14 protein-coding genes are annotated in these 19425 nt (G+C 67.9%); 9 read left to right on the top strand and 5 right to left on the bottom strand.

All coding sequences use genetic code 11. The annotated features are described in order from the left end of the window. Positions 1-12 precede the first annotated feature (12 nt). The 4 genes from H0X95_RS13475 to H0X95_RS13460 all read right to left on the bottom strand — a co-directional run bounded on the left by H0X95_RS13475 (position 13) and on the right by H0X95_RS13460 (position 3871). Positions 13-1017 carry a hypothetical protein gene (locus H0X95_RS13475; RefSeq protein ID WP_006481683.1) on the bottom strand — a complete coding sequence of 335 codons (1005 nt, stop codon included), beginning with the start codon at positions 1015-1017 and terminating at the stop codon, positions 13-15. Next, positions 1014-3143, bottom strand: coding sequence for a peptidase domain-containing ABC transporter (locus H0X95_RS13470; protein WP_059723280.1), 2130 nt, complete (start codon positions 3141-3143; stop codon positions 1014-1016). Before H0X95_RS13470 ends, H0X95_RS13475 begins: the two co-directional genes overlap by 4 nt. A 143-nt stretch (positions 3144-3286) precedes the next feature. Next, positions 3287-3472, bottom strand: coding sequence for a hypothetical protein (locus H0X95_RS13465; RefSeq protein WP_006479215.1), 186 nt, complete (start codon positions 3470-3472; stop codon positions 3287-3289). A gap of 225 nt (positions 3473-3697) precedes the next feature. Continuing rightward, on the bottom strand, positions 3698-3871 hold the full coding sequence (locus tag H0X95_RS13460) for a hypothetical protein (RefSeq protein WP_006495012.1): 174 nt from the start codon (positions 3869-3871) through the stop codon (positions 3698-3700). Positions 3872-4152: 281 nt separating this feature from the next. Here H0X95_RS13460 and H0X95_RS13455 point away from each other — a divergent pair, with 281 nt between their 5' ends. The 7 genes from H0X95_RS13455 (at position 4153) to H0X95_RS13425 (ending at position 11824) form a co-directional block, all read left to right on the top strand. Then, positions 4153-5568, top strand: coding sequence for a TolC family protein (locus tag H0X95_RS13455; RefSeq protein ID WP_059723277.1), 1416 nt, complete (start codon positions 4153-4155; stop codon positions 5566-5568). 488 nt (positions 5569-6056) lie between these two features. Further along, positions 6057-7094: an aliphatic amidase gene (locus H0X95_RS13450; protein ID WP_059723274.1), complete on the top strand. Its 1038-nt coding sequence runs from the start codon at positions 6057-6059 to the stop codon at positions 7092-7094. Positions 7095-7162: 68 nt separating this feature from the next. Next, complete coding sequence (locus H0X95_RS13445) at positions 7163-7645, top strand: AmiS/UreI family transporter (RefSeq protein ID WP_006481687.1); 483 nt, start codon at positions 7163-7165, stop codon at positions 7643-7645. Beyond that, on the top strand, positions 7645-8478 hold the full coding sequence (locus H0X95_RS13440) for a CbbQ/NirQ/NorQ/GpvN family protein (protein ID WP_006495014.1): 834 nt from the start codon (positions 7645-7647) through the stop codon (positions 8476-8478). Before H0X95_RS13445 ends, H0X95_RS13440 begins: the two co-directional genes overlap by 1 nt. Further along, entirely contained in the window at positions 8475-10031 is a 1557-nt protein-coding gene (locus H0X95_RS13435; protein ID WP_006495015.1) for a VWA domain-containing protein, read from the top strand. The genes H0X95_RS13440 and H0X95_RS13435 overlap by 4 nt, the downstream gene beginning before the upstream one ends. A 32-nt stretch (positions 10032-10063) precedes the next feature. Next, complete coding sequence (locus tag H0X95_RS13430) at positions 10064-11206, top strand: transporter substrate-binding domain-containing protein (RefSeq protein WP_006495016.1); 1143 nt, start codon at positions 10064-10066, stop codon at positions 11204-11206. A gap of 6 nt (positions 11207-11212) precedes the next feature. Next, positions 11213-11824 carry an ANTAR domain-containing response regulator gene (locus H0X95_RS13425; RefSeq protein WP_006481676.1) on the top strand — a complete coding sequence of 204 codons (612 nt, stop codon included), beginning with the start codon at positions 11213-11215 and terminating at the stop codon, positions 11822-11824. A 139-nt stretch (positions 11825-11963) separates the two neighbouring features. Here H0X95_RS13425 and ggt read toward each other — a convergent pair whose 3' ends face one another. Beyond that, a complete protein-coding gene (gene ggt, locus H0X95_RS13420; RefSeq protein ID WP_059723271.1) occupies positions 11964-13685 on the bottom strand; it encodes a gamma-glutamyltransferase in 1722 nt (573 codons plus the stop codon). Positions 13686-14084: 399 nt separating this feature from the next. Here ggt and H0X95_RS13415 point away from each other — a divergent pair, with 399 nt between their 5' ends. Together H0X95_RS13415 and H0X95_RS13410 are read left to right on the top strand one after the other, a co-directional pair. Further along, positions 14085-14609 (top strand): metal-dependent hydrolase, encoded by a 525-nt coding sequence (locus H0X95_RS13415; RefSeq protein ID WP_059723267.1) that lies wholly within the window; start codon positions 14085-14087, stop codon positions 14607-14609. 212 nt (positions 14610-14821) lie between these two features. Beyond that, on the top strand, positions 14822-19285 hold the full coding sequence (locus H0X95_RS13410) for a DEAD/DEAH box helicase (protein WP_059723266.1): 4464 nt from the start codon (positions 14822-14824) through the stop codon (positions 19283-19285). Positions 19286-19425 lie beyond the last annotated feature (140 nt).

Raw genomic sequence — 19425 nt, 5'->3', positions numbered from 1 at the left:
GGGGCGGGCTCGTCAGGAGCGACGCCGCGCGGCCGCATCGAGCAGCGGCGCCGGCATCAGGTAAGGCGTGAAGTGTTCCCAGAAATGCCATTGCTCGGGCTGGCGCACGAGCGCCTGCTCGAGACGGTCGACGATGCGCTGGTGCGTCGCGCGCACCGGTGACGCGTCGTCGTCGGTGCCGAGCATCGGCGCGAGCGGGCTGGCCGCGAGCGCGGTGAAATGCACCGCGCAGCGATCGCGGAACGGCACGCCGGTCGCATACGCGACCAGCAGCGGAATGCCCTGCTCGACCGCGAGCTTCACGCCGCCGCCGGCCATCCGCACCCAGCGCCCGCCGAGCCGGCAGCGATTGGTCTTGCCGAATTTGCCGTGCAGGTCGGAGAACAGCAGGAACACCGGCGCCTCGCGTCGCAGGCTCGTGATCAGCCGCCGCAGGTGTACGCGCTCCTCGATGTCGATGAATTCGACTTCGCCGGCGCCGTACTCGGCGACGAGCCGCAGCGCATCGTCGAAGAACGCGCCCGGCGCATCGCGGTGCAGGATCACCATCAGCTTGCGATCGTCGGGAATCATGAAACGCAGCTTCGTGACGAACAGCATCAGGTTGCCGAAGTGCAGCCCCGCCAGCATCAGCGGGCCGCCGCGTGCGAGTGCGGCGCGCAACTGGTCGTCGCCCTCGCACGCCATGCCGTCGATCATCGTCTTCATCGATGCGAGGCTGTGCGTGCGCAGCTTGAGCCCCGCGAACTCGGCCTCGAACAGCTCGCGCACGATCGCGGCCGACACTTCCCGCACGCGCCGCGGATCGTCGTTCAGGTGCGCGCCCAGCATGTAAGCGACCGCGCGCTCGATCGACTCGCGAATGCACGGAAAGCAGCGCAGGCACGCGCCCGAGCACCAGCGCATCAGCCGCAGCCCGCGCGCGGGCGACGTGCGCAGCGCGACCGCGCGCACCGCGCGGCGCACCAGGAACGCATAGGAGAACGGATTGAGCAGGAACAGTCGCCCGAGCATCACCGCGCCTCCTCGTTCGCACGCCACGCGTCGGTCGCGTCGGTCGCGTCGGTCAGCACGCCGTCGTGCATCCGGTAGATCCGGTCGACCATCGACAGGATCGACGCATCGTGCGTGACGAGCACGATCGTGCACGGCAGCGTCAGCACGTTGCGGCAGATTTCGTGCGTGGTCGTCTGGTCGAGATTCGACGAAAACTCGTCGAGGATCAGCAGGCGCGGCTCGCAATACAGCGCCCGCGCGATCAGCAGCCGCTGCATCTGGCCGGCCGACAGGAATTTCTGCGTATCGCCGAGCGGCGTGTCGTAGCGATGGTCGAGCCGCTCGATCTCGTCGTGGATGCATGCGAGCTTCGCCGCGTCGAACATCGCGCCGATCCGCGGCGCGGGCGCGAAATTCGTGATGTTGTCGCGGATCGTCCCGCGAAACAGCTGGTCGGACTGCGTGACGGCCGCGAGATGCTTGCGGTATTGCCGCAGGTTCACTTCCGCGAGATCGACGCCGCCGACGAACAGCGTGCCGGGCGCGGGCCGCACGAGCCCGCAGATCAGGTTCAGCAGCGTCGTCTTGCCGCTGCCGGTACGGCCGACGATCGCGATCTTGCTGCCGGCCGGCACGTCGAGCGCGACATCGCTCAGGATCGGCCGATGGCCGCCCTTCGGCGTGTACGACAGCGCGCGGATCGACAGCGCGCCGTCGAACCCGTCGACCGGCCGCACGACCGCGTCCGGCGCCGGCTCCTCGGTCTCGGTCTGCAGCACGTCCGCGACGCGATCCATGTGCACCTGCAGCACCTTGCGCCGCACGTAGAGCTGGATCGAATCGATGAACTTGTCCGCGAACAGGTTCTTGTACTGGATGAACGCGTAGATCACGCCGATCGTGCTCTGGCCGTGCATCACGAGCCACGCGCCGTATGTGACGATCACCAGTTGCTCGACGTGCACGATCCCCTTCGAGATCGCATCGAACAGCAATTGCAACCGCTCCTGCTGGCGCATCGCCTGCAGCTTCTGCGTGAACGCATTGACCCACAGGCTGCTGCGCGCGGTTTCGGCCGACAGCAGCTTGATCGAATGCGCGGACCGGATGTTCTCGATCAGCAGCGCGTCGGCCTCGGCGCCGCGGGTGAGGATCTGCGACATCGCGTCCTGCAGCTGCGGCTGGATCGCGAGCCGGCTCAATGCGAACAGCACCATCCCGGCGAGGCTGATGCCGGCCAGCACGGGGCTGTAGTACAGCATCAGCACGAGCGTCAGCGTGCAGGTGACGATGTTCAGCAGCCCGCCGACCAGCCCGTCGACGAGAAACCGCCCGACCTCCGACACCGACGACACGCGCGAGATCGAATCGCCGGTGTTGTGAAACAGGAAATAGCCGATCGGCAGCCGCGCGAGATGGCCGACCAGGTTCGCCGACAATTGCTGCGACACGATGTTGCGCAGATAGCTCTTGATGTTGCCGACCAGGTTCGCGTAGAGCGTGTCGAACAGGAACACGATCGCGAACAGGATCGTCAGCAGGTACAGGATGTCGACGTCGGTCTTCTTCAGCGCCTCGTCGATCGTCAGTTGCACGTACGACGGGCCGAGCAGCAGCAGGAGCTGCGCGGCGACGCCGCCCGCGATGCCGATCGCGAGGCTCTTGCGGATGCCGGTCAGCCCTTCGAGGTAGTCGCGCAGCCGGATCCGGTCGGCCTGCCCGGCCCGCGTGAACCCGATGTCCGGATTCAGTTCGAGCGCATAGCCGGTGATGTGCGTGAGCGCCTGCGCGAGCGGCAGCTTCGTCTCGCCGAGCGCGGGGTCGACGATATGCACGCTGCCGTAGCCGACCTTCGTCAGCACGACATAGTGGTTCATCCCCCAGTGCAGGATGCACGGCGTCTTCAGCGCGTCGAGCTCGCCCGCGTCGAACTGCAGCCCGCGGGCGCGCAGACCGAGATCGTTGGCGATCTCCATCAGGTCGAAGAACGACAGGCCGGAGTCGATCCGCACCGGATAGCGGTTGCGCAGCGTGCGCAACGTCGTTTCGCGCCCGTGCCACGACGCGATCATCGCGAGACAGGCCAGGCCGCACTCCGTCACTTCGTCCTGCAGGACCGGACGGACTTTACGCGTATTGAAGAGCATGGTCGGGCACCCGGGGCGCGACGACGCGCCGCCCGGGCCGGCCGGTGCGGGCCCGTGGCGGGTCGTGCGCGATACGCATGAGGCGCAGCCGGCGCTACCGGCCGCGACGGAAGATCGGCGTTACCGGCCGCTCGGCGGGCCGCTCAGCGCGACGAGCCGAGCGACATCCGGAACTGTTCGACGGCGTGGGCCTGGTACTGGGTCATCAGGCCTTGCAGCGTGGTCCCGATCGACTGATTGACGAGATCGACCGTATAGGCGGCCGAGTTGGAGTAAAGCGACGCGCCGCCCCGAATCTGGCGGGCCTGTTCTTCCGTGATGTCTCGCATTTGTTGTGGCCTTTATATTGTCGGAATGCCAACAGCCGTCGGCCAATTGCAAGCTCAATGGCCGTTCACTTTATTACGGCGATAATCCGGCACTCCCGCCTCCTGACAATCGCCCGATTTCGAAATAATGCATTTCGAAGTCACTTTATTTCCACTGCGGCGATCGATTCTTTTCCTTCTGTTTCGCAGCATTTCACGCGGGGGGCGCCTCCCCGCGCACGGCGGTTACTTGCCGGTGTTATTGAACGTCTTCGGGTTCTGCAGGTAATTGCCGAGGCTCGGCAGGAATTGGCCGAGCGCGGTCACCACCGGCGCGGCATCAACGGCGAGGCTACCCAGCGAGCTGATCGCACCGCCGCCATGCACATTCCTGACCTGTTCCGTCGTCATGACCTTCATCATTCTCTCCTCGTAAAAAATAAAGATGATGCAAAGAACCTTCATTGAAAGACCAACGGCTTTTAATCCCGAGCGACTTGTTAATCTAATAATCACTGCGATTACCAGCCGAAATCAGGCTATCATGCGGGCGCGTCGGAATTCAATGGAGGACACACTCTTACAGCCATATTTTCCGATGCGCGGCGAGTAGCAGGCATTCACGCTGTTTGAATTTCAATTTCAAAACGTTTAAATCCCGCCGCAATGCATTGCGGCACGGACAGGAGACGGAGACGGCCATGTTTGAAACGAGGCGCACGAATCGCGGGTCGGCAACACCGGATGCGGGTATTTCCCTATCAAGATTTTCGACTAGGTGGAATCCCCGACTTGCAACCATGACATTGTTCGCTGTAACGATAGTCGGCGTGCCGGCACACGCCCGTGCGTTCTGCCTCGATACCGCCTACCAGTACGCGTCCGGGCACGATCCGCGCTACCTGCAAGCCCGCAGCGAATACGACGCGGCCCGCCAGAAATTCCCCGAGGCGCGCGCGCAGATGCTGCCGCAGGCTGCCGCGCAGCTCGAATGGGGGCGCTACGGCACGCACGCGAACCTGTTCGGCATCGACGTCAGCGGATCGAGCAACGCGGCATACGGTTCCGCGCAGGTGACGCAAGCGCTGTTCAACGTGCCCTACCTGTACGACATGCGGCGCGCGACCGAGTACGAGGAAGCGGCGAAGCAGAAACTGGAAGTCGCGAAGCAGGACCTGATCCTGCGGGTCGCGAATGCGTGCTTCGATCTGCTGAGCGCGCGCGAGAAACTGCAATCGGCCGACGACGAAGTCAGCGCGCTCACGCGGCTCGAAAGCGACACGCGGCGCATGGCGCAGCTCGGGATGAAGACGATCGGCGACACCGCCGAGATCGAGGCGCGCCGCAGCCTCGCGCAATCCGACGAGGCGCTCGCGCAGACCGACGTCGACGCGCGGCGCGCGCGTTACGAGACCTTGCTCGGCTCGACGATCGATTTCGCGCGCTGGCCGCGGCTCGCGATGCGCGGGTCTTCGCCGCGCATTCCGTCCGGCGACTACGCGCCGCAGGACAACCCCGCGTACCGGCAGGCCTATCGCGACGTTCAGGTCGCGCGGCTCGCCGCGAAACGTGTCAGCGCCGAGCACTTGCCGACCGTCGACCTGTTCGCGTCGTATTCGCGCGGACTCAACCCGAACCTGCGCGGGCTCACCGATCGCTCGGACTTCCATCAAAGCGCGGTCGGCGTGCAGGTGACGATCCCGATCTTCTCCGGCGGCAGCGTGTACTACCGGCAGGTCGAGGCCGAGCACGTGACCGAGCAGTACCGCAACCGGCTGCGCGAGGTCGAGGAGCAACTGGGCACCGATCATCGCGAGGCGTTGTCCGCGCTCGAATCGGTCGGCAAGCGCATTCGCGCGCTGCAGCAGTCGCTGCAGGCCGCGCGGCTCGCGTACGATTCGTCGATGAAGGCGCACCAGGTCGGCTACAGCACGACGTACGAAACGCTGAACCTGCGGCGCGACATTTCGGGCATCCGGCAGAAGCTGTTCGACAGCTATCTCGATGCGCTGAAGTTGCAGTTGAAGCTGAAAAGCGTGCTCGGCACGCTCGACGAACAATCGCTGATCGCGGTGGACACTTTCCTCGAAAGCAACGCGGCGAACGATCGGAGCTGAACGCGTCTCGGCGTATATCGCGGGGATCTCATAAAGTTGCATACACAACTTTATAGCGGTGCGCCGATGCACCGGCCGATTGCTTCGGCGACACCGTTTCATCGCGATTGCCGCGCGTCGCTCCCGGCAAACTTGCGTCCGACCCCGCACGAGCGCGCCACGCAATGCGCGGTCCCGGCCGCACGTCGAGCCGCTCGCCCCGCCTTCACGACGTGCAGGGGTATACGCGATGTTGCGTCCGAAAAAAACTTTGCATAGAGTGCATCCCATCGATCCGGCGGACAAAGACGTCCCACGATCGTGCGCAGCGCGAGCCCGATAGCCCGCGCTTCGCCGGCCGCGCATCCGGCCACTCATCCGCATTCCCGTTATCCGACAGCGTTGTCGGATGAACGGACCGGCAAAGAAGCCCTTGCCTCGCTCGTCGAGGCAAGGGCTTTTTTTTGCCTTTCGAAAACGCACGTCTTCACCCGAACCAGGAGCACACCATGCGTCATGGCGATATTTCCAGCAGCAACGACGCCGTCGGCGTCGCCGTCGTCCAGTACAAGATGCCGCGCCTGCACACCCGCGCCGAGGTGATCGCGAACGCCCGCGAAATCGCGGAGCGCGTGGTCGGCATCAAGCGCGGCCTGCCCGGCATGGATCTCATCGTGTTTCCCGAGTATTCGACCCACGGGATCATGTACGACGCGAAGGAGATGTACGACACGGCATCGACGATCCCCGGCGAGGAAACCGACATCTTCGCGGCCGCGTGCCGCAAGGCCAACGTGTGGGGCGTGTTCTCGCTGACCGGCGAACGCCACGAGGAGCACCCGAACAAGGCGCCGTACAACACGCTCGTGCTGATCGACAACCACGGCGAGATCGTGCAGAAGTACCGCAAGATCATGCCGTGGGTGCCCGTCGAAGGCTGGTATCCGGGCAACTGCACGTACGTCGCCGACGGGCCGAAGGGGCTCAAGATCAGCCTGATCATCTGCGACGACGGCAACTATCCGGAGATCTGGCGCGATTGCGCGATGCGCGGCGCCGAGCTGGTCGTGCGCTGCCAGGGCTACATGTACCCGGCAAAGGATCAGCAGGTGCTCGTGTCGAAGGCGATGGCGTTCATGAACAACTGCTATGTCGCGGTCGCGAACGCATCCGGGTTCGACGGCGTGTATTCGTATTTCGGGCACTCGGCGATCGTCGGCTTCGACGGCCGCACGCTCGGCGAATGCGGCGAGGAAGAAAACGGCGTGCAGTATGCGGAACTGTCGGTGAGCCTGATCCGCGACGCGCGCCGCAACATGCAGTCGCAGAACCACCTGTACAAGCTGCTGCACCGCGGCTACACCGGCAAGATCGGCTCCGGCGAATCGCCGAACGGCGTCGCGCAATGCCCGTTCGAGTTCTACGCGAACTGGGTGAACGATCCGGACGGCACGCGCCAGGCCGTCGAGCGCCTGACGCGCGCGACACCCGGCACGCCCGAATGCCCGATCGAAGGCATTCCGTCCGAAGCGCCCGCGCACCGCTGAGCCCGCGCATTGCCCGGTCGTTCGCGCCGCCCGCGCGAACGGCTCCGCCCCACTCTGGAGCCTTCATCATGCTCGGTGTCGCTCTCTTCTTCATCGGCGCGGTGCTGGTCGTCAACGGCGTCGCGCTGACCGGCCGCATCGAACCGCGCGACGCGGCCGGCCTGAACCTGCTCGTCGGCTTGCTCGCGCTGCTGATCAACCTCGCCGGACTCGTGCAGGCATCGACGCCCCCGCAGTATTTCTCGAGCGCGGGCGGCCTGCTGTTCGCTTTCACGTACCTGTATCTCGCGGCCGTCCAGTGGCGCGGGCTGCAAGGCGCGGGGCTCGGCTGGTACTGCCTGTTCGTCGCGATCAGCGCGCTCGTCTATGCGGGCACGTCGCATGACGTGCGCTTCGGTGCGATGTGGCTGCTGTGGTCGAGCCTGTGGTTCCTGTTCTTCGTCGCGCTCGGGCTGAAGCGGCGCGTACGCTTCCTGCCCGGCTACACGATCGCGATCGGTGTCGGCACCTGCTGGTTGCCCGGCATGCTGATGATGACGGGGAGGTGGTGATGAGCGCACGCGATACGCCGCTGGCCGCCGATCCGCTCGCCGGACACCGCATCGTCGACGCGCCGTTCTACCAGCCGGCCGGCGCCGAAGCCGACTGGTTCGAGACGGCCTGCCGCCAGCGCCTGCCGGTCCTGCTGAAAGGGCCGACCGGTTGCGGCAAGACGCGTTTCGTCGAGTACATGGCGTGGCGCATGGGCCTGCCGCTGATCCAGGTCGCGTGCAACGACGATACGTCCGCGGCCGACCTGACGGGCCGGCACCTGCTCGACGCCGACGGCACCTACTGGGCCGACGGGCCGCTCACGCTCGCCGCGCGGCATGGCGCGATCTGCTATCTCGACGAGATCGTCGAGGCGCGCCCCGACGCGACGGTCGTGATCCACCCGCTGACGGACTCGCGGCGCGTGCTGCCGCTCGACCGGCTCGGCGAAGTCGTGCATGCGCATCCGGATTTCCATCTGGTGATCTCGTACAACCCCGGCTATCACGGCGAGCACCGGCGGCTGAAGCCGTCGACGCGGCAACGCTTCGTCGCGATCGACTTCGGCTATCCGGACGCCGCGCACGAGGCCGAGGTCGTCGTGCGCGAAAGCGGCGTCGATCGCGACACCGCGCGCCGGCTCGTCGATCTCGCGCAGCGCACGCGTGCGCTGGCCGGCGACGGGCTCGACGAAGGCGCCTCGACGCGCCTGCTCGTGCACGCGGCCCGGCTGATCGTCGCGGGGCTCGCGCCGCTCGACGCGTGCCGGATCGCGATCAGCGACGCGGCGACCGACGACGCCGACACGCGGGCCGCGCTGCAGACGATGGCCGCCGCGCACTTCGCGACATGAGCGCGCTGCACCTCGCCCGCTTCCTGCACGGGATGACCGCGCACGAGACCGACGTGCGGCTCGACGATGCGGCGCTGCGTGCGACGCTCGGCCATGCGGCGCTGCGCGTGCCGGGTACGCTGCCGCCCGCCGCGCGCATCGCGGCGGCCGCGCACGCGCTCGCGCACTGGCTGCATTCGCCGTCGGGCGAACCGGCCGACACACTGACGCCGATCGGTATCGCGGTCGCCGGGTTGATCGAGGATGCGCGTGTGGAGGCGCTGCTCGTCCGCACGTGGCCGGGGCTGGCGACGTTCTGGGCGCCGGCTTTCGCACCGATCGACCGCGAAGGGCTCACGTTCGGCCGCCTGTGCGCCCGGCTCGCGAAGGCGCTGTTCGATCCGTCGTATCGCGACGGCAACCCGTGGGTCGACAAGGGCGCGCAGTGGTTCGCGGAACGGCGCGACCGGCTCGACGACTACCGCGCATTCCGCACGATCGCGTCGCGGCTCGCGAACGATCTCGGCCAGATGCGCGTGCGCTTCGAGCCCGACGACGGCGCGTGGCTGCCGTATCGCGACGACAACGCGTGGCTGTGGGCGCAACCCGCCGCCGCGGCCGAACAGGCGGGCCACGCAGGCATCGAGATGTCGGCGGCGACCGGCGGCCAAAGCGACGAACCCGACGACGAGCCTCGATCGGCACCCGATGCGCCGCGCTATCCCGAATGGAATTGCCATACGCGACGCGAGCGCCGCGACTGGACGACCATCGTCGAGCGCGCGCCCGTCACGTCGGCTCCGCCGCGCTCGCTGGCCGCGCTGATCGAGGCCGACCGGCGCACGGCGAAGCGGCTACCGTCGCCGCGTGCGTCGGAACCGATGCGGCGCGTCGGCCGCCAGCTCGATGGCGACGCGCTCGACGTCGACGCGGCGATTGCCGCCCGCATCGCGCGCCGCGCCAGGCAAGCGCCCGATCCGCGCGTGTTCCGTCGCCGCGTGCCCCACGACGCGCGCGGGCCCGTGCTGATCCTGCTCGACCTGTCCGCATCGACGGCCGCACAGGTCGCCGCGCTCGAAAAACGCGCCGCGTTCGTGCTCGGCGACCTGTTCGACCGGCAGCGACGGCGCTGGGCCGTGCACGGCTACACGTCCGACGGCCGGCATCGCGTGTACTACGCGCGCTTCAAGGATTTCGGCGACGCGTTCGACGCCGGCCGTCGCGCGGCGCTGCTCGCGGCCGACGCCGGGATGAGCACGCGCACCGGCGCGGCACTGCGTCACGCGCTTGCGCTGCTGCGTCGCGAAGCGGCAGGCATGCGCGCCGCCGTGCTGATGATCGGCGACGGCGAAGCCGCCGACATCGACGTGTTCGACCCGCGCTATCTCGTCGAGGATGCGCGCCACGCGGTGCGCCAGGCCCGGCAGCGCGGCGTCGCGATCGCGGGTTTGTCGTTCGGCGCGCCGCCGGGGTTGTCTACAATACTCGGCGTCGGCCCCGGCTGCGTGCATGCGGCGACCGGCGACGCCCTGCCCGCCGTCGTCGCGCACGCGGCCGGGCGGTTGAGCGCATGACGGCCCTCCCCGGAACAGACAGGACAGACCGAATGAACAGTGTGAAGGTTGGCGTATTGTTCTCGCAGAGCGGATGCACGTCGCACCTCGGCCAGAGCCAGTTGCGCGGCACGCTGCAGGCGATCGCCGAGATCAACGAAGCGGGCGGCGCGAACGGCTGCGAGATCGTGCCCGTCGTGCGCGATGCGTGCTCGGACCCGGCCGTCTACGCACGGCTCGCCGACGAGCTGATCGCCACCGAACGCGTGAACGTGCTGTTCGGCGGCTACATGTCAAGCAGCCGCAAGGCGCTGATTCCGATCGTCGAGAAGTGGGACAAGCTGCTGTTCTACCCGACGCTCTACGAAGGCTTCGAGTTCTCGCCGAACGTGATCTACACCGGCGCCGCGCCGAACCAGAACAGCGTGCAGCTCGCCGCGTTCATGACCGCGCAGTTCGGCGCGCGCGTGTACCTGGTCGGCTCCGACTACATCTATCCGTACGAGTCGAACCGCATCATGATCGACCTCGTCACGCAGCATCCGGAAGGTCAGATCCTCGGCGAGGTGTACATGCCGCTCGTCGCGTCCGAGCAGGATTTCGCGGCGGTGGTCGAGGACATTCGCGCGAAGGCGCCCGACTTCGTGTTCAGCACGCTGGTCGGCGACAGCACGGCCGCGTTCTATCGCGCGTATGCGCAAGCCGGCCTCGACGCACGCAAGATGCCGATCGCGAGCCTGACGACGTCCGAAATCGAGCTCGGCCAGATGGGCGCGGCCGCGGCTGGGCACTACACGTCGTCACCCTATTTCCAGACCATCGATTCCGACGTGAACCGGCGCTGCATCGCGCAACTCAAGGCGCGCTTCGGCGACGACGCGAGCGCGTCCGCGCCGTGGGAAGCCGCGTATTTTCAGGTCCATCTGTTCGCCAATGCGCTCGCACGCGCCGGCACCGACCAGCGCGACCGGCTCGTCGAGCATCTCGCGGATGCGGAATTCGATGCGCCGCAGGGCCGCGTGAAGATCGACCGGCTCACGCAGCACACGTGCCTGTACCCGCGCATCGGCTGCGCGACGGCCGACGGCAATTTCACGATCGTGCGCGAAGCGACGCGCCGCGTGCATCCCGACCCGTACCTCGTCACGCACTCGCTCGGCGACCGCGTGCACGCGCCCGACGAACTGAAGGCGTAACCGACGATGCGCGCCCGCACCCCGATCCGCTCGACGCCCCGCCTGCTCGCCGAACTGCGTTCGCTCCGCGTGATGGTGTACTACCCGGACGACGACAACGGCCTGCTGCTCGTCGAGCAACTGTCGCGCATCGGCTGCCCGAGCGAGCAGCGCTGGCCGCCGCCCGCGACGCTGCCGGAAAGCGTCGATCTCGTGATTCTCGCGGTACGGCCCGACCTGCTGCACCTGTCGATCCCGTGGCTCGAGGACGACGCGCGGCCGCCGCTCATCGCCGTCACGACCTACGAGAGCCCGACCATCCTCGAACTGATGCTGCGCATCGATGCGCAGAGCGCGGTCACGACGCCGGTGCGCTCGTTCGGCCTGTTGAGCGCGATGGCGCTCGCGTGTCATCAAAGCCGCCGGCACGACGAATACCGGCGCCGTATCGCGCAACTCGAACAGCGCGCGATGTCCGTGCGCACGCTGCAGGAAGCGAAGGCGCTGCTGATGCAGCACAACGCGATCAGCGAGGAAGAGGCGTATCAACAGATCCGCACGCAGGCAATGGAGCGGCGCATTTCGATCAATCAGCTCGCCGAGCAGATCGTGCAGGCGCATGCGTTGCTGAAGCGGTGATGCATTCGGCAAATGCTCCTACACGATTGAATTTCAAACATACACACCCTGCCAATAATTCAGGCAATAAAAAAGCCGCCTGATATTCCGGCGGCTTCTGCCCGAGTCGGCACGATCACTGCAACGGATCGTACACGAGTCAACGAATGATCCGCGTCACGCCCCGTCCGCGCGGATCGGCCATCGCCTCCGGCGTCTTGCCGTCGATCTTGATGACCTGGATGTCGCCGCTGAAATCCTGCCCCTTCAGCGTATAGCCGCGTGCCTCGATCTGCTTCGCGAGTTCGCCTTCGATCGGATGGTACGGCTCCCAGAAGATCGTGTTCGGCGGCAGCAGCTGGTGATGGAACCGCATCGCGCCGACCGCTTCCTTCAACGGCATCTTGAAGTCGTAGATGTTGTTGATCACCTGGAAGATCGACGTGAAGATGCGCGAGCCGCCCGGCGTGCCGATCACCAGCGACACCTTGCCGTCCTTCGTCATGATCGTCGGCGACATCGACGACAGCGGGCGCTTCTTCGGTTCGATCGCGTTCGCGTCGCTGCCGACCACGCCGAACATGTTCGCGACGCCCGGCTTCGCGGAGAAGTCGTCCATCTCGTCGTTCAGCACGATGCCCGTGCCGTCGGCGATCACGCCCGAGCCGAAATAGCCGTTGATCGTGTACGTGTTCGACACCGCGTTGCCCCACTTGTCGACCACCGAGAAGTGCGTCGTTTCGGCCTTCTCCGGCATCGTCGTGCCGAGGCCCGGCTGCACGCTCTTCGTGTCCGACGGCTCCTTCGGGTTGACCTCGGCCGCGCGCTTCGCGATGTACGCGTCGTCGGTCAGCTGCGCGATCGGCACCTTGTAGAAGTCGGGGTCGCCGAGATACTGCGCGCGATCGGCGAACACGCGCTTCTCGATTTCCGCGACGAGGTGGATGTACTGCGGCGAGTTGAGCTTCACGCCCTCGAAGTCCTGCTTCAGGTCGGCCTTCATCTTCAGCAACTGCACGAGACCGATGCCGCCCGAGCTCGGCGGCGGCGCGGTGATCACGTCATAGCCGTTCCACTTCGCCTGCACCGGCTGGCGCCACACCGCGCGGTACTGCGCGAGATCCTCGGTCGTGATCAGCCCGTTGCCGTCGCCCGTCTTCATCGATGCGGCGATCAGTTCGGCCGTCTTGCCCTTGTAGAAACCTTCGGCGCCGCCGTCCGCGATGCGCGTCAGCACGTCGGCGAGATCGGGCTGCTTGAAGTTCGCGCCGGCCTTCAGCCCGGAGAAGTACTTGTCGAAGTTGGTCTTGCCGCCGAACTCCTTCGACGCGTCGACGCCGCGCTGCGCCAGTTGCTCGTCGACGACGAAACCGTCGCGCGCATAGTGGATCGCCGGCGCGAGCACCTGCTTCCACTTCAGCTTGCCGAAGCGCTTCTGCGCTTCCCACATGCCCGCCACCGTGCCCGGCACGCCAACCGCGCGCGGGCCGTACAGGCTCATGCCCTTGACGACGTTGCCGTCCTTGTCGAGGTACATGTCCTTCGTCGCGGCGAGCGGCGCGCGCTCGCGGTAATCGATGAAGTACGGCTTGCCGTCCTTGTAGATCGTCATGAAGCCGCCGCCGCCGATGTTGCCGGCTTCCGGGTACGTGACGGCGAGCGTGAACGCGATCGCGACGGCCGCGTCGATCGCATTGCCGCCCTCCTTGAAGATCCGCTCCGCGGCATCCGCGCTGTACTTGTCGGCCACCGCCACCGCGGACCTCGTCAGGACCGCGGGCTGCGGCCCCTTCGCGTAAGCGGGCGCGTTCGGCAGGAAGCCGATGCCGGCCACCGTCGCCAGCACGGCAGCGGATGATTTGAAGCGATTCAGCGTAGTCATTGCATGTCCCCCATGTGGATCTCCTTCAGGCACGACGAGCACCTGATCCGTGGATGGCCGCTGGCGCGCCGACGACCATCTGCCGGCTTCGTAGTATAGGGGGACAAAAAGGGTCGAACACGCGACGGGCGACGAAAGCGTGGCGATTGTGTGCGCCCGGTCACGTTGCGGCGCCGCGACACGCACGCGGCTCGTTCGGTATCGCCCGCGGCGCGCGCCTTCGCGCACCGCACAAAAACCGAAAGTTGCGAACCGCGCGACGCGCCTCGCCGCCCGTGCAAAAAAATCTGCGAACGCCTCGCCCGCGGCATGGCCCGATCTGCGAAGATAGCGCCCCGCTTGCGCGCCGCATCATCGTTTCGTGCACGCGCCGCTTCACGTTTCTTCGTCTCGCTCCGTATGGCATCACACAACGCGCATCACGCATCCGGCTTCGCCGCCGGCGTCGCCGCCGCCGTCCTCGTCGCGCAAACCGGCGCCACCGGCCCGTGGCACTCGGGCATGCTCGCCGCGTTCGCGGCGGGCGTCGCGGGCGGCACTGCGCCCGACTGGCTCGAAGTCGCATGGTGGAGCCGCAAGCGCCGCCTGTGGATCACGCATCGCACCATCACGCACTGGGGCGTCGGCTGGGTCGCGCTGCTCGCGCTCGGGTGGCACGGGCTCACCCATCATCCGCATCCGCTGTGGGCCGCGCCGCTGTTCGGCTTCGCCTGCGGCGGCGTGATGCACCTGCTCGCCGACTGGCCGAATCCGCTCGGCGTACCGTGGATCTGGCGGCGCCACTCGCTGAACCTGTGGAACAGCGGGCATTGCGACCTGATCATCGTGGCCGCCGCCTGGGGCGGCACGCTGTGGCTCGCGCAATCGCTGTGGTCGCGCGCGCCGCTGATCGAACAGTGGCTCGGCTGGCTGCATCGCGTCTAGTTGCAATTCGACGCAATTCCGTGCGCGATCGGCGTGCCGACGCGCACGCAACTTTCGGTCCATTGAAAGCGCGCAGCGAGCCCCCACCTGAGCGTGAATCGTCGGCACGCATGCCCGGCACGCACCCGCGACGTCTGGCACACTGACGATTCGATTCGCGTGCGATGCGTCCGCGCGCTCGCATCCCGCTCGCACCCTATTTCAACGCTCCGATGGACGTCACAGCTACCCGCCCTGCCGCCCGTGCGCTCGACGTGTTCCACCCGGCCGTCGCCGCGTGGTTCACGCGCACGTTTGCCGCGCCGACCGGCGCGCAGGCACTCGCGTGGCCGCACATCAAGGCCGGCCGCTCGACGCTCGTCGCCGCGCCGACCGGCTCCGGCAAGACGCTCACCGCGTTCCTGTGCGCGCTCGACGATCTGGTGCGCGATGCGCTCGCGCACGACGGCACGCTGCCCGACGCGACGCTGGTCGTCTACGTGTCGCCGCTGAAGGCGCTGTCGAACGACATCCACGTGAACCTCGACGCGCCGCTCGCCGGCATCGCCGAATCGCTCGCGCAACTCGGCCTGCCGGTGCCGGCGATCCGCACCGCGGTGCGCACCGGCGACACGACGCAGGCCGAACGCGCCGCGCTGCGCAAGCGCGCGCCGCACATCCTCGTCACGACTCCCGAATCGCTGTACGTGCTGCTGTCGTCCACGTCGGGTCGCCAGATGCTGTCGAACGTGCGCTCGGTCATCGTCGACGAAATCCATGCGCTGGCGTCGTCCAAGCGCGGCAGCCATCTCGCGCTGTCGCTCGAACGCCTCGACGCATTGACCGGGCGCGCGCTGCCGCGCATCGGGCTGTCCGCCACGCAAAAGCCGATCGACGCGGTCGCGCGCTTCCTGGTCGGCGGGCCGGCCGACGCGCCGCGCGACTGCGCGATCGTCGACACCGGCCACACACGCGAGCGCGACCTCGCGCTGGAGCTGCCGAACGTGCCGCTCGAACCGGTGATGGCGACCGATGTGTGGGAACAGGTGTACGACCGCATCGCCGGGCTCGCGGCCGCGCATCGCACGACGCTGGTGTTCGTCAACACGCGCCGCACCGCCGAGCGCATGGCGCGCCATCTCGCCGACCGGCTCGGCAAGGACGCGATCGCCGCGCATCACGGCAGCCTGGCGAAGGAGCACCGCTTCGACGCCGAGCAGCGCCTGAAGCGCGGCGAACTGAAGCTGCTCGTCGCGACCGCGTCGCTCGAACTCGGCATCGACATCGGCGACGTCGATCTCGTCTGCCAGGTCGGCTCGCCGCGCGGCATCGCGCCGTTCCTGCAGCGCGTCGGCCGCTCGGGGCACCACGTCGGCGGCGTGCCGAAGGGGCGACTGTTTCCGCTGTCGCGCGACGAGCTGGTCGAATGCGCGGCGCTGCTCGATTGCGTGCAGCGTGGCGAACTCGATGCGCTGCGGATTCCCGAAGCGCCGCTCGACGTGCTCGCGCAGCAGATCGTCGCCGAAGTCGCGTGCACGGAATGGCAGGAGGACGCGCTGTATGCAAGCTTCACGCGGGCCGCGCCGTACGCCCGGCTGACGCGCGAGCGCTTCGACGAAGTGATGAAGATGCTCGCCGAGGGGTTCACGAGCCGTCGCGGCGTGCGCGGCGCGTACCTGCACCGCGACGTGGTCGGCGGCACGGTGCGCGGCCGCCGCAACGCGATGATGACCGCCACCACGTCCGGCGGCACGATCCCCGACATGGCCGACTACGCGGTGCTGCTCGAACCGCAGGGTATCCAGGTCGGCACCGTCAACGAGGATTTCGCGATCGAGAGCCTGGCCGGCGACGTGTTCCAGCTCGGCAACCAGTCGTACCGGATCATTCGTGTCGAAACGGGCCGCGTGCGGGTCGAGGATGCGCAGGGGCAATCGCCGAGCATTCCGTTCTGGCTCGGCGAGGGGCTTGGGCGCAGCGACGAGCTGTCGGCGGCGGTCGGCCGGCTGCGCGCGCGGCTCGACGCGCTGTTCGCGGAAGGCGACCGGCAGGTCGACAGCGGCGGGCGCAAGCGTGCCGGCGGCAACGCGGTGAGCAATGCGGCAACGGAAGCCGACGCGCCAGCCGCAACGGGCACCGCGCTCGCCCCCGCCGACAGCCGCCTCGCGCCCGCGTTGCGCTGGCTCGTCGACGATCTCCACCTGTCGCCCGACGCCGCGCGCCAGATCGCCGACTACCTCGCGCGCACCCGCGCTGCGCTCGGCGCGTTGCCGACGCAGGACACGCTCGTGATGGAGCGTTTCTTCGACGAATCGGGCGGCACGCAGCTCGTGATCCATTCGCCGTTCGGCAGCCGGATCAATCGCGCATGGGGGCTCGCGCTGCGCAAGCGCTTCTGTCGCAACTTCAACTTCGAACTGCAGGCCGCCGCGACCGACGACGCGATCATCCTGTCGCTGTCGCTCGCGCACAGCTTCGCGCTCGACGAAGTGTGGCGCTACCTGCGTTCGGCCAGCGCCGAGCACGTGCTGATCCAGGCGCTGCTCGACGCGCCGATGTTCGGCGTGCGCTGGCGCTGGAACGCGACCACCGCGCTCGCGCTGCCGCGTTTCACCGGCGGCCGGCGCACCGCGCCGCAACTGCAGCGGATGAAAAGCGACGATCTGCTCGCGACGGTGTTCCCCGATCAGGTCGCGTGCCTCGAGAACATCGTCGGCGAACGCGAGATTCCGCATCATCCGCTCGTCGACCAGACGCTCGACGATTGCCTGCACGACGCGATGGACACCGACGGCTGGCTCGCGCTGCTGCGCCGGATCGAAAGCGGCGCGATCGAACTCATCGCGCGCGACTTGCCCGCGCCGTCGCCGCTCGCGGCCGAGATCCTCAACGCGAAGCCCTACGCGTTCCTCGACGACGCGCCGCTCGAGGAGCGCCGCACGCAGGCCGTGCAGTCGCGCCGCTGGAGCGATCCCGAATCGGCCGACGATCTCGGCGCGCTCGACGTCGACGCGATCGACGCGGTGCGCGACGAAGCGTGGCCGCTCGTGCGCGACGCCGACGAAATGCACGATGCGCTGCTCACCCTCGCCTGCGTCGCCGACAGCGAGGCGCACGCGCACGCAGGCTGGCCCGAGCGACTCGCGGAACTCGCGGAACGCCGTCGCGCGACGAAACTCGCGACGCCGGGCGGCGCCGCGCTGTGGGTACCGGTCGAACGGCTCGTCTGCCTGCGCGCGCTGCATCCCGACGCCCGCATGACACCCGCGCTCAAGGTGCCGGCGGCATGCGCGCAGCCGTGGGAAGCCGATGCCGCACTCGTCGACGTGATCCGCGCGCGGCTCACCGGCTTCGGGCCGCTCACGCTCGATGCGATCGCCGCGCCGCTCGGCCTGCCGCCCGCGTCGATCGCGACGGCGCTCGCGGCGCTGGAGCGCGAAGGCTACGTGATGCGCGGACGCTTCACGCCGGGCGCGGCCACGGACGAATGGTGCGAACGCCACCTGCTCGCACGCATTCATCGCTATACGGTGAAGCGGCTGCGTCGCGAGATCGAGCCGGTCGAACGCGCCGATTTCATGCGCTTCCTGTTCCACTGGCAGCACCTGACACCCGACACGCGCGGCACCGGCCGCGACGCGCTGGCCGCCGTGGTCGAACAGCTCGAAGGCTACGAGGCGGCGGCAAGCGCATGGGAAGACGCACTGCTGCCCGCGCGGCTCACCGACTACACGGCGGGGGGCCTCGACGAGCTGTGCCGCTCGGGCAAGCTGGTGTGGACCCGCATCGGCGCACCGGCCCGCGCGGCCGGCACGCCCGTGAAGACGACGCCGATCGTGCTGCTGCCGCGCCGCCATCTTTCCGCGTGGCACGCGCTGCGCGACCCCGATGCGCAACCGGCGCTGTCCGCACGCGCCACGCAAGTGCGCGACGCGCTCGCCGCGCACGGCGCGATGTTCTTCGATGCCCTGCTCGACGAGCTACACATGCTGCCCGTCGAGCTCGAACAGGCGCTCGGCGAACTCGTGTCGGCCGGCCTCGTGAATGCGGACAGCTACGCGGGCCTGCGCGCGCTGCTGAAGCCGGCCGTCAAGCGCAGCGCGACCTATGCGCCCCGCACGCGACGCGGCGGCGCGCTGATCGGCGGGATGGACGATGCCGGCCGCTGGGCGCTCGTGCAGCGTCAGGCACCGTCGGACGACGACGCGCCCGCGCCGAAACGCGGCCTCGCCACGACCGATTCCGACGCGCTCGAACATATCGTGTGGACGCTGCTGCGCCGCTACGGCGTCGTGTTCTGGCGGTTGCTCGAACGCGAAGCCGACTGGCTGCCGAGCTGGCGCGAACTCGTGCGCGTGCTGCAGCGCCTCGAAGCACGCGGCGAGATTCGCGGCGGCCGCTTCGTCGCCGGGCTCGCGGGCGAGCAGTTCGCGCTGCCCGAGGCCATTCCGATCCTGCGTGAACTGCGACGGCAACCGGGCGATGGACAATACGTGTGCGTGACGGGCGCCGACCCGCTGAATCTCGCCGGCACGCTGCTGCCCGGCGACAAGGTGCCGGCGCTGGCCGGCAATCGCGTGCTGTTTCGCGACGGCGTGCCCGTCGCGTCGCTGGTATCGGGTACGTTCCACTACGCAGCCGACCTGTCGCCCGCCGCGCGCGAGGACGCACGGCTGCGGCTCGCGCGTTCCTGCTGACATCGGCTGACAGCCACGCGGCACCAGACTACTGAACGCGGGGCCGCGCGGTCGCCATCGTTCGGGTAGCATCGAACGATCGACCGCGCGAGCTTGCGCGCGTCGTCCATACAGAACAAGTTTTCCGGAGACTGCCGCTC

Origin of the sequence: Burkholderia sp. 9779_493 (assembly GCF_015712215.1) — a bacterium.
Lineage (GTDB): Bacteria > Pseudomonadota > Gammaproteobacteria > Burkholderiales > Burkholderiaceae > Burkholderia > Burkholderia cenocepacia.
The sequence above is the reverse complement of the archived record's forward strand: the minus strand, read 5'-3'. Positions and strand labels throughout refer to the sequence as shown.